Source organism: Sneathia sp. DSM 16631, assembly GCF_014892235.1.
Classification (GTDB): Bacteria; Fusobacteriota; Fusobacteriia; order Fusobacteriales; family Leptotrichiaceae; genus Sneathia; species Sneathia vaginalis.
Genome location: NZ_JADBHL010000006.1, coordinates 21,528 through 33,879, shown reverse-complemented (window position 1 = coordinate 33,879; position 12,352 = coordinate 21,528). Strand labels below are relative to the sequence as shown.

Here is a 12,352-nt window from a genome sequence, read left to right as displayed (position 1 = left end):
ACCTCCTTGTTAATAGTTTACAGAATACAAAAAATTTTTTTAATATCTTTTTAACGAATATCACATTTCTTTTTTAAATGAAAATAAAAAAAAAATCTTAGTAACGATAAAATCGTTACCAAGATATTTTTTGTTTAATAACTTCATATATTTTTTTCTTTATTTCCATCATGCTTTTTTCATCTTTTTGTATATCAAATTTTTTTACAAATTTACCTGGAGCTCCTTGTATAACATAGACAGTATCTGATAAACGTATTGCCTCATCTATATCATGTGTGATTAATAGGCAAGTTAGATTTAATTCCTTTTTTAGCTTTAAAAACCAATTATACATTGTATCTTTGGTGATATAGTCTAGTGCTGAAAATGGTTCATCTAAAAGAACTATTTTATCACTGAACATATATGTTCTAAGTAAAGCTACTCTTTGTCTTTGACCTCCTGATAATTCTTTAGGATATCTGTTACACAAATTTTCTAAACCAAACTTAGATAAATTTTCATTTATTTTCTTTTCTATTTCTTTCTTATTCACCTTTTTTATTGTTAATGGCAGGGCAATATTTTCATAAACTGTCATAAAAGGCAAAAGTAAATCTTTTTGTAGCATATAGCTTACTTTCGCAGTCTTACCAGTAATATCTTCATTTTCTAAAAACACCTTACCACTAGTTGGTTTTATTAACCCCGCTATTATATTAAACAACGTAGATTTTCCAACTCCACTAGGACCTATTATCCCAACAATTTCTCCTTTTTTTACACAAAAAGATATGTCTTCTATTGTATTCTTCTTATTATCAAAACTATGACTAATATCTTTAATGTCCAAGATATTCATTTGTTACTCCAGCTCCACTATCTAGTTTTTTATCTATTAATTTCTTTTCATATAGCCAATTGTAGAATCTATCCCACTTAGCTATATCTACTTTACCCCATTCACCTTTTTCATTTAAGTAGTACTTAACTATACTCTTTTGACTTTCTCTTATCAATTCAGGATTTCCTTCTGGAGCATTCTTTATTAGAATATTTGCTGCTTCATCTGGATGTTCTACTGCGAATCTATATCCTTTTTCTAATGCTTTTAATACTTTTCTAGCTACTTCTGGTTTATTCTTTAAAAAGTCATTATTTGCTATTAAAACTGGTGTATAATAGTCAAATATTGGTTCATATTGTGCTAATGGGAAGAAATCTACATCTACTTTCTTTAATCTTGCATTAATTAAATCCCAATTGCTATATACAATAATGAAATCATATTGATTAGCAACTAAACCAGCTGTTGCATCTGTACTTTCACCAGGTATTTCTTGTAATTTATCTCCTACTAATGTCTTTACTGTTGCATCATCAATAGGATCTTGCCAAGTAGAATATCTTTTACCTTCTAAATCCTTAGGTGTATTAGCTCCTAATGATTTTAAGCACATAAGTCCAGCAGTATTTTTTTGTAATATTGCTGCTATTGCAGTAATTGGTGTATTTTTCAATAATTTTTTAACTAAATTTGGTTGGAAATATATTCCAAGTTCAGCCTTTCCTGCTCCTACTACTGTTGCAGAACTATCTTCAGCTGGTTGTACTATTTCAAGATCTATTCCTTCTTCTTTGAAATATCCCTTATCTTTTGCAACAAATATACCAGTGTGGTTAGTATTTGGTACCCAGTCCAATACTAGTGTTACCTTCTCCAATTTCTTTTCAGGTTGTTTTGCTGCTCCACAACTTACAAATCCTAAAACCATAATTAATAAACTTAGTAAATGAAACAATCTCTTTTTCATGCCTTCCTCCTAATTTTTTACTATTTTCTTCTCTAATACATCTATAATAGACATAAGTAGTAGACTTAAAAAAGTTATGAAAAATATTACTGCAAACATTTTGTCTAATGCAAATGCTTTTTTTACTCTTGTCATATATACCCCAAGACCGTAATATCCACCTAGCCATTCAGCAATTACAGCTGATATTAATGAATATGACATTGATACTTTTAGTCCAGAGAAAAAATAACTTAAACTTGTTGGTATCTTTAGATATCTATACATTTGAAATGTATTTGCTCCCATAGATCTTAATAAGTTAATATTATCTTTATCTACTGCTTTAAATCCATTTAACAACGCTATTGTTATAGGGAAAAATGTAGATAAAACTACTAAAACTACCTTAGGTTTCATGTAATAGCCTAGCCATATTATTAATAAAGGAGCTATTGCTATTGTAGGTATTGTTTGAGTTAAGATAATTACGGGATAAAATATATCATATACAGGTTGATAAAGATCCATAACTAATGCTAATACAAAACTTAACACTATCCCTATAAACACACCTAAAAATGCAACTGTTAAAGTGTAATATGTGTGTTTCATAAGTAAATTAAAATCATGTATAAATGCCAGTATAACTTGGTATGGTGATGGTAGTAAAAACTCTGATATTATATGCATATCAGATAATATTTCCCATATTATTAGTAAAAGTATAACCAAGCTATAGTTTTTAATCTTTTTCATACCTATCTCCTAAAAAAAACTCTTCATTTCTGAAGAGAGTAAAAAAATGCAATAAAAAAATACATAAACTCCCTACGTCAGTATTACCTGTATCAGGTTAAGGGTATAATCTCAGCTTTTTACAGCACCCCTGTTTGTCAATAATATTATACACTATTTAAAAAAAATATCAAATAGAAAGTAAAATTAAATTTAAACTATTACATCCTCATTTTACAAGTCATTTATTTTGTGGTATAATTAATCATATTTTTTATTGGAGGAAATTATGGGAAGACACGGTACAATAGCAGGTCGTAAAGAAGCTCAAGACAAAAAAAGAGCAGCAGCCTTTACAAAATATGTAAGACTAATTACTGTTGCTGCAAGAGAAGGAGCTGACCCTGATTATAACGTAGCATTAAAGCATGCTATTGAAAAAGCAAAAAGCATTAATATGCCTAATGACAACATTCAAAGAGCTATAAAAAAAGGTTCTGGTGCTGATGGTAGTGTTTCATATGATGCACTTAACTATGAAGGATATGGACCAGGTGGTGTTGCATTAATAGTTGAAATCTTAACTGATAATAGAAACAGAACTGCTTCATCTGTTAAGAGCTTATTTGACAGATTTGGTGGAAATCTTGGAACACCAGGTTGTGTATCATATATGTTTAACAGAAAAGGTGTCATTGAAATAGAAAAAACAGATGATATAACTGAAGATGACATTATGGATGTTGCACTAGATGCTGGTATGGAAGATATTACTACATACGATGATAGTTTCTACATCACAACACCAACTGAAAACTTTGATTCAGTTTGTGATGCATTAAGAAAAGCAGGATTTACATTTATTGATTCTGATATTTCTTATGTCCCAACTATAGAAGTTGAAAATATGACTCCTGGTGACAAAGAAAGACTACAAAAATTAATTGATCAATTAGAAGACAATGATGATGTACAAAAAGTTCATCATAATTGTTCTGAATTATAGAAAAAAGCTCCCAATCTTTAAGATTGAGAGTTTTTTTTCAATTTTTATGAACTAAAAATCCTGAAATCCATATAGGTATTAGCATTAATAATATAGATACTTCTTTTAAATACCTTATCAAATATCCACCACATACAACCCCAGTACCGAAGCTAAATATTATTAATCCAAATATTTTTGCATTTTCATAATCTTTATAGGCTAAATGTTGTATAAGTTTTCTAGTATTTCCTGTACACATTGTAGACATGTACATTCTCTTCTTTATTTTAGTAAAAGTTTGTATTTGTATTCCACTTAACATAGATATTAAACAAACATCTACTATCATAACACTTTTAGCCCTTAAGATGTATATAAGGAATATTAAAACTGTTTCGATAAATAATACATATAATCTCCAGTGTAATTTATTACCAGACAATTTATTTCTAACTATTATAGATATAATTATACCTAATGCAAAACCTATTATAGGGAAAATATATTTTATTAATACTGCATAATTTTTGTTAGATAAATTAAATAACATCATTACAATATTACCCGTTATAGTTGTTGCAAAGACATGACCTTTTAAAATAAATGAATATATTTCAAGAAATCCACCAACAAACGTTAACATCATTGATACTTCTATTGATTCAGAAACTTGTCTTGGCTCCATATCTCTCCTCCTTTTGTATATTTTAGCACAATATTTATTTTTTTGTAATAAAAACCTTGTATTTATTGAAAAAATAGTATATTATTAACTTAGTTAATAATTTATAATTTATACTTGGAGGAATTATGACTAAAAAGCTTAATCTAAATGACTACAACGCATTAAATCATATTTTATTATTCAACAATATGAGCCGAACACTATTAGCTTCTGAATTAGAAATTTCTGCACCAGCAGTATTTAAAATAATAAAAAAACTAGTAGCAAAAAATTTAATATTACAGGAAGAAGAAATTTTACCATCAAATGGTGGTAGACCTAGAAGAGGTTTAATTATTAATAAAAATTACAAGAAAATCTTGGGTATATGCTTATCCGAAGATTTCATATCTTTATCTGTTGCATATATTAATGGTGAAGTAATTGAAACAAGAAATAGAAAACGAGCTAATAATTTATTACAAGCAAGATTTATAAAAATGTTAGTTGAAGAAATTGAGTATGTTCTTGAAAAATATGGAAAAGAAAATATAGGTGGTATAGGTATTACTATGCCTGGACTTGTCGACTCAAACAATGGTATTGTAAAAAAATCTAGTATATTTAAAAATTGCAATATAAATATAGCACAGTATATAGAAGACAGTTTTGAAATACCTTGTGTTGCTGATAATGATATACGTGCAATTTTAAAAGCTGAGTCTCTTTTTGGTTCTCTTAAATTAATAGACAACGCACTATTAGTATATATGCATAATAGCATAGGTGCATCCATATTAATCAATAAGAAAATTTATTCAGGGCAAAATTTTGCAGCTGGTCAATTGGGTAAAATATTTAACGATAACAATAATACACTAGGAGCATACTGTAAAAATTCTAATATTATAGAAAAATTTTCTGGACATGAAGAAATAGATATTGATAAACTTGATATTAATGAAGTCCTTTCAAAAGCTGATAAGAATATGAGCCCGTATAAGGAAGTTATGGATAAAGTGTGTGAGCAAATAGGCTTTTCTTTAAGTAATGTAATAAGAATACTAGATATAGGCAAAATAGTACTTGCAGGCGATGTATTTGTAAATCACCCTTTTATGAAGGACACAATAACTAAATATGTAAAAGGAAATATAGATAAAGAAATATTTGAAAATACAACCATTGAAAATTCTCTTTTACCAACAAATATTGAAGCACTAGGTGCTTTAGCTATTGTAATTGGTAATTTGTTTGATGGGAAAAAATTAATAAGATAAGGGCTATTGCAAATTTAAAACGTAGTAGGCAACTTAAAAAAGTGTCAAATAATTTTGGCACTTTTTTTGTAAAAAATTTAATTGATATCCCCTAATTCTATTATATGATCAAATTTATCTATAAAACTTCTATCTGTGTCATGAGAAATAACTAAAATTATCTTATTTTTTAATGAAAATATTTTATCAATAACTTTTTGTTTACTTTTATAATCTAAAAAATTAGTAGGTTCGTCAAAAATATATACATCGGCTTCTCTTATAAAAGCTCTCGCTAAATTTATTTTTTGTTTTTCTCCACCTGATAATTCTACTATATCATTTATATTCGTCTTTATTTCTAATTCTTTTATTATTTCAGATACTTCAAAATCATCAAATAATTTAATGTTTTCAGATACACCTACATCAAAAATATAATCATTTTGTGATACATAAATAATTTTATCTAAAATATTTTTTTGTGATAAGTCCTTTATATTCTTATTATTAATAAATATTTCTCCATAATAATTGTTATTTCTTTTCAATAAACTTTTTATTAATATAGTTTTACCTGTTCCACTTGCACCACGAATTAAATATCTATTTCCTTTTTTAAAACTATAATTAAAATTTTTATATAATATTTTATTATCAAACTTTACACTAAAGTTTTTAAACTCTATGTCTCCATCTATATTTTCAAGATTATTTAATTCATTAATTTTTAAAATATTATCAATTTTTTCTATTATTTTTTTTGTGGATTTTATTTTAACAAAATTACTATTTAATGAAGAAATTGGAAGCACTATATAATTTAATAACTGTGTAGTTGTTATCATAGTACCTATCTCTATTTTTCCTAAATAAATATAATATGCTCCTATTATCATACAAAACATTTGAGACACCATTACTAAAGTTGTTGAAAATAGACTGACATTACTATCCCAATTTTTATTTTCTTCTTTTGAAAGTTCAAAGTCTTTATCAATTTTTAGTAATCGTAAAATGAAATTATTTCTTTTATCAAATTGAATTATTACATCATTACCAAAAAGATAATTTTTCAATTCTTTTGTGAATAAAAAATTATTTTTACTCATTTTTGATTTTTTTAAAGAAAGTTTCTTTTTTAAAAATGGTAAAAAAAATGTCGTTGGAATTGTTATAATTATAAATAATATAAAAATCTCAAAATTTAGTGCTAAAATTGCAATACATGACATAACTATCTTTATAATTATAGATATAAATAATACAATCCCTTCAAAATAATCTTTCTTTAATATTTCTATATCAGCATTAATAATAGAAAAATAATTATCTACATCCTTATTGTTTTCAATTTTTAATATCTTTTTATAAATTTCATTTTTTAAATTTAATATAGCATAAGATGAAAATCTTCCTCTAAAAAATATTGTAATCCCTTGAAAAAAATTTGAAATAACTATTGATATTAATGTTATTAAAGCCCAAATAATAACAATATTTAATTCTTTTTTTAATGATGCATTTGTAAAAAAACCCATAGAATATGATACTAATATATTAAAAACAGAGCTCAAAAAATAAAAAAGTACACTAATTAATAAATATTTTTTATTTTTCATTATATACTTGATCATCTTTTTACCTCCAATATATGTATATTTTTTATTATATTTTTATAATCATATCAAATTTTCTACTATCTTCTTCATCTAAATGATGTGATATTACTATTACCGTCTTATCTTCTTTACTTAGTAATATATCCTCTATTTCTTTGCTCGTCTTCTTATCCACAGCTGATGTTGCTTCATCTAATATTATCGTATTAGTATTTCTTAATAAGGCTCTTGCTAACGATATTCTTTGCTTTTCTCCTCCAGATAATTCATTACAATTACTTTCTAATTTATCTTTTTTAGTACAAATATTTTCATACACCTTTGCTTCTTTTAATGCCTTTTCTATACTATCTTCTGTATATTCATATCCTAAAGTTAAATTCTCCCTAATACTTAAATTAAACATATATACTTCTTGACTTACATATGAAATTTCTTTTGAGAAATCTAAATCTCTTTTATTATCAAGTATTTGATCATCTACGTATATATATCCTTCTGTAGGTTTTAATATACCTAAAATTAACTTCAATATTGTAGACTTACCACTTCCACTTTTACCTACTATTGCATATTTCTTATTCTTTTCAAAAAGCATATTGCATTTTTTTAATATTTCTTTTTCTCCATATTTAAATGACACATCTTTTATTTCTATCTTATGTTTCATATTTGGATAAAGTATTAATTTATTTTTTTCATATTTTTCTAATTTTGATTTTAAATCCTTAGAAAATTTAATTTGTATATATATATCTGCTAATTTCATACCAGCATCTAAAAAAGTAGAAAGGATAAATGGTGTAACTAATACATTACCAGCACTTATTTTATTTATATATATCAAATAAATTGTAACTACAAACATAACTAATTCTAAAAAACCTTTAGTCCCTGCAAATGACAAATCAGAAAATGCTGTTAAGCATTTTATATTATACATTTGAGTTTCTATCTTGTCTTGTTCTTTATATACCATTTGTTTATAGAAATCTTTTCTATTAAAATAACTTAATATATTTAAGCCCTCCAAGAAATTACTTATAGTACTATTGTATTCTTGAAGCATTATTGCATATCTTTGATAGTATTTACCTATTTTATCTCCAAATATTTTACCTGTAAAATACAATATTATTAGAAATAAAATAGAAGTAATAGCTAAAATATAATTAATATAATATAAAAAACCTATTGAAAATATTGTAAATAAAACTTGGTTAAATACCTCTATATAATTTTGAAAAATATATGAACTAACCAAAGGTAAATCATTTGTATACCATGAAATATATGATGATGCATCAGAAAATTCTTTATATGGTAAATTGCATATTTTTTTACTAATATTACTACTCAAATTTAAATTCCACTCTTTTATTATTCTAGCATTATTTAATTTTAGTATAAGCTTAAATATTTCTAAAAATATCATAGATACAAACAAAATTAAAAGTGCTTTAAATATCCTGTTATCTTTTTGTATAAGATAATCAAAGATATTTTTTCTTAAATATATGACAAAAATAGTGAAAAATGATAATATAACTGATAATGTGATGCTAAATACAAGTTTTGTATTAATTTTTATCATAGTAACCTCACTCTTTATATTTTTCGTATATTATATCATTAAAATAATATAAAGTAAAATATATTATATATTGTACAAAAAAATCTCCCGAAAATTTTGAGAGATTTTTTTATAGGAGCTTAACAAAATGAAAAATTAGTCACTTTGCAACAACTCTCTTTTTTTATTTCTTCTTTAATATACCTAATATAACTGCTGATACTATACTTCCTACTAATACTGCTAAAATATATAGTAAAATATTTGTAGATAAGAACATTACTAAAATTCCACCATGTGGTGCAGGTATTTTAATGTTAAAGAACATTGTTATTGCTCCAGCAATTGCTGACCCTATAACACAAGCTGGTATTACTCTTAATGGATTTGCTGCTGCAAATGGTATTGCACCTTCTGTAATAAATGATAATCCCATTATATAGTTTGATATTCCTGCTTGTCTTTCTTCTTTTGAATACTTTTCTTTAAATATAGTAGTTGCTATTGCTAATGCTAATGGAGGAACCATACCACCTGCCATTACAGCAGCCATAGCTGAACTTCCACCTGTTGCAATTGTAGCTTCTAGAGTACCAGTACCAAATACATATGCTGCCTTATTAATAGGACCACCCATATCTACTGCCATCATTCCACCAACTATTAAACCTAGTATAATTCTTGAACCTGAATTCATATTATTTAAGAAGTCTATCATCGCTTTGTTTATAACACTAACTATTGGATTTAATATAAATGTCATAGCTAAACCTGTAATTAATACACTAACTACTGGTATTACAAGGATTAAATATATACCTCTGAATTTTTCAGATACCTTATTTATTCCGTTATTTAACCAACTAACAATTAAACCTGCAAATAGTCCACCAACTAATGCTCCTAGGAATCCTGAACCACCACTTACTGCTAATGCACCTGCTACAAGTCCTGCTGTTAATGCTGATTTTTGACCCATGCTATATGCAACATAACCTGCTAGTATAGGAACAAATAATCCAAATGCTGTTCCCCCTATTTCTTTTAATGTCTTAGCTACAATATTAACTGATCCAAAATTAGAACCTGCATTACCATTTCCTGTTAATGTATCAACTAAAAACGCTAATGCTATTAATATACCACCACTTACAACTAGAGGTAACATATATGAAACACCACTCATTAAGTGCTTATACAAATTACTACTTTCTGATAATTTGCTATTTGAATTTTCCTTTATTTCAGCCTTAAATTCTGCAATTTCACCTTTTCCATCTAAAATATCTTGTATTAATTTCTTTGAATTACTAATACCTTCTTTAGCACCAACTTTAATAACTCTGTAACCATTAAATCTAGATTCATCAACAGATTTATTAATCGCTAATATTACACCTTTTGCTCTTTTTAAATCTTCTTTAGTAATTTCATTTTTTCTTCCATCTGTTCCATTTGTTTCAACTTTAATTTCTACACCCATTTCATTGGCTGCCTTTATTAACGCATCTCTTGCCATAAATGTATGTGCTATTCCTGTTGGACAAGCTGTAACTGCTACTACATATCCCTTATTTTTTTCTACACTTACTTCTTTTTCTTCTTCATGTATATTTTTTAATACTTCTTCAAAATTATCAGCATTTAATATATTATTAATTCTTCCTTCATCTTCAATTAAACCTGCTAATTTTGCTAGTACATCTATATGTAAGTTAGGATTATCTACTGGTACAGCTATTAAGAAGAATAGCTTACTTTTTTCTTCTTCACCATCACTAAAATCTACACCATCATGGCTAATACCTACTACTACACTAGCTTTTTTTACAACAGAGCTTTTTGCATGTGGTGTTGCTACTCCACCTTCAAAAGCTGTATGTGCTACTTCTTCTCTTTTTAATACTTCTTTTAAGAATTCTTCTTTTGAAGTAATACAATCATTTTCATATAGCTTATCAACCATTTTTTCTATAACATCTTTTTTATCTGCCGACCCTAATTCTGGTATAAATAGCTTTTTGTTAAATAATGCGTCAATCTTCATAAATTTCTTCCTCACATTCTATATTTTTTATTAATTCATATATTTTATCCTTCTTACCTATTCCATAAGAATATGCTGTTGCACTACCACAAGCAACTGCTAATTTCAAAATTTCTTTATCTTCTAAATTTTCTGTATATCCTTTTAAAAATCCTGAAACTGTTGAATCTCCTGCACCTATTGTGTTTATCATTTCACCACTTGGTACATTTGCACTAAACATTCTACCTTTTTTTACTAATAAAGCACCTTTTTCTCCCATAGAAACTAGAATGTATTTTACACCCTTATCAAAGAATATCTTACAAGCATCATATACTTCTCTATGTGTATTTAATTTCTTATTAAACGCTTGTTCTAATTCTTTGATATTAGGTTTAATTAAAAGATTATTCCATATATTTTCTATTAACAAGTCTCCTCTTGTATCTAATACTACTTGTGCTTTTGTGCTTTGTGCCATTTTTTTATACGCATCTTTTTCCATACAACCTGGAATAGATCCTGATAATACTAAAATATCATCAGTTTTCAATCTCTTTATTTTCAAAAGAAGTTCTTCATAATTCTCTCTAGTTATTTCTGGTGAAATTCCTGCTATTTCTGTTTCTACTTCTTCACTTTTTAACTTAATATTTATTCTTGTATTACCTTTTACACTTATGAAATCACTCATAATATTTTGGGCATTTAAATCTTTTAATATATATTCACCTGTAAATCCTGCTATATATCCTAATGCTATTGATCTTTCATTTATATTATTTAGCATTATAGACACATTAATACCTTTACCACCTGCTCTAAACTCTACTTTATTAGAATCATTTAGCTCACCTAATTGTATCTTGTTTGTATAAATATCATAATCCAATGCTGGATTAAGCGTTACTGTGTATATCATTATCCTCCCCTATATATATGCATTTATCATACTCAGAAAATCTAACATTTGAAATCTTATCACACTTAGATTTTTCTGCAAGAACAAATGCTACTTTTGAACTCTCTATAACTGCTCTTTTAATTTCTGCTTCATCTGGATCTGGAGTCATATATCCTAATTCTTCATTAATTGCGTTAGCACCCATAAAGCAATAATCAAATCTGTATCTCTTTATTTGTTTAATAGCTTCTGGACTGACTATAGCTCTTGTTGTAGGTTTGACTCTACCTCCTACCAAAATTGTCTCCACCTTATTATCTATCAATTTAGGCAAGTGCATAATACCATTTGTAACAACACGTATATCTAAATTTTTTAAATATGGTATTAATTCATTAACTGTAGTCCCTGAATCTAAAAATATGAAACTACCTCTTTTCAAGAATTTTGCAGCCCTTTTAGCAATTTTTCTTTTTTTAGAAATATTTTTTACTTGTCTATATGAAATATCTATATCATATTTATATTCATTTAGTTCTACACCCTTTGAAATACGTGTAACTAAATTAAAACTTTCTAAATTTTCACAATCACGCCTGATTGTAGCATATGATGTATTAAGCTTTTTTGCTAAGTCTGTGAAACTTATTTTCCCCTTTTCCCTAAGTATATCAAGAATTTTATCTTGTCTTTGCTTAGATAACATTACCATCACCTCAATATATTATATTACATAAAATGAAAAAAATGAAGAAAAAAATTGAAAAAAATGAAAATTTTTTTCAAAATAAAGTAAAATA

11 protein-coding genes and 1 riboswitch are annotated in these 12,352 nt (G+C 26.4%); of the genes, 2 read left to right on the top strand and 9 right to left on the bottom strand.

Translation table 11 applies throughout. The annotated features are described in order from the left end of the window. Positions 1-115: 115 nt before the first annotated feature. From IMK15_RS03555 to IMK15_RS03545, 3 genes are read right to left on the bottom strand one after another with little or no spacing between them, the layout of a single operon-like run. Complete coding sequence (locus IMK15_RS03555) at positions 116-844, bottom strand: ABC transporter ATP-binding protein (protein ID WP_192941914.1); 729 nt, start codon at positions 842-844, stop codon at positions 116-118. Beyond that, the gene (locus tag IMK15_RS03550) at positions 825-1,796 is read right to left on the bottom strand and encodes an ABC transporter substrate-binding protein (RefSeq protein WP_192941913.1); all 972 of its coding nucleotides are present in this window, start codon (positions 1,794-1,796) and stop codon (positions 825-827) included. Before IMK15_RS03550 ends, IMK15_RS03555 begins: the two co-directional genes overlap by 20 nt. 9 nt (positions 1,797-1,805) lie before the next feature. Beyond that, positions 1,806-2,534 carry an ABC transporter permease gene (locus tag IMK15_RS03545; protein WP_046328381.1) on the bottom strand — a complete coding sequence of 243 codons (729 nt, stop codon included), beginning with the start codon at positions 2,532-2,534 and terminating at the stop codon, positions 1,806-1,808. Between the two features lie 52 nt (positions 2,535-2,586). Next, positions 2,587-2,676: riboswitch (TPP riboswitch) on the bottom strand. Positions 2,677-2,802: 126 nt separating this feature from the next. Between IMK15_RS03545 and IMK15_RS03540 the strand changes: the two genes are divergently transcribed. Then, on the top strand, positions 2,803-3,519 hold the full coding sequence (locus IMK15_RS03540) for a YebC/PmpR family DNA-binding transcriptional regulator (protein WP_046328380.1): 717 nt from the start codon (positions 2,803-2,805) through the stop codon (positions 3,517-3,519). Positions 3,520-3,556: 37 nt separating this feature from the next. Here IMK15_RS03540 and IMK15_RS03535 read toward each other — a convergent pair whose 3' ends face one another. After that, on the bottom strand, positions 3,557-4,186 hold the full coding sequence (locus IMK15_RS03535; protein WP_046328379.1) for a YoaK family protein: 630 nt from the start codon (positions 4,184-4,186) through the stop codon (positions 3,557-3,559). 125 nt (positions 4,187-4,311) lie between these two features. Between IMK15_RS03535 and IMK15_RS03530 the strand changes: the two genes are divergently transcribed. Further along, a complete protein-coding gene (locus tag IMK15_RS03530; protein ID WP_192941912.1) occupies positions 4,312-5,445 on the top strand; it encodes an ROK family protein in 1,134 nt (377 codons plus the stop codon). A 77-nt stretch (positions 5,446-5,522) separates the two neighbouring features. Here the strand turns inward: IMK15_RS03530 and IMK15_RS03525 are convergent, their stop codons facing one another. The 5 genes from IMK15_RS03525 to IMK15_RS03505 form a co-directional block, all read right to left on the bottom strand. After that, complete coding sequence (locus IMK15_RS03525; protein ID WP_192941911.1) at positions 5,523-7,061, bottom strand: ATP-binding cassette domain-containing protein; 1,539 nt, start codon at positions 7,059-7,061, stop codon at positions 5,523-5,525. A gap of 31 nt (positions 7,062-7,092) precedes the next feature. Beyond that, complete coding sequence (locus tag IMK15_RS03520; protein ID WP_192941910.1) at positions 7,093-8,640, bottom strand: ATP-binding cassette domain-containing protein; 1,548 nt, start codon at positions 8,638-8,640, stop codon at positions 7,093-7,095. 163 nt (positions 8,641-8,803) lie between these two features. After that, positions 8,804-10,666 carry a fructose-specific PTS transporter subunit EIIC gene (locus IMK15_RS03515; protein ID WP_192941909.1) on the bottom strand — a complete coding sequence of 621 codons (1,863 nt, stop codon included), beginning with the start codon at positions 10,664-10,666 and terminating at the stop codon, positions 8,804-8,806. After that, on the bottom strand, positions 10,656-11,570 hold the full coding sequence (gene pfkB / locus IMK15_RS03510; RefSeq protein ID WP_192941908.1) for a 1-phosphofructokinase: 915 nt from the start codon (positions 11,568-11,570) through the stop codon (positions 10,656-10,658). The genes IMK15_RS03515 and pfkB overlap by 11 nt, the downstream gene beginning before the upstream one ends. Then, the gene (locus IMK15_RS03505) at positions 11,548-12,258 is read right to left on the bottom strand and encodes a DeoR/GlpR family DNA-binding transcription regulator (RefSeq protein ID WP_192941907.1); all 711 of its coding nucleotides are present in this window, start codon (positions 12,256-12,258) and stop codon (positions 11,548-11,550) included. The genes pfkB and IMK15_RS03505 overlap by 23 nt, the downstream gene beginning before the upstream one ends. Between the last annotated feature and the right edge of the window lie 94 nt (positions 12,259-12,352).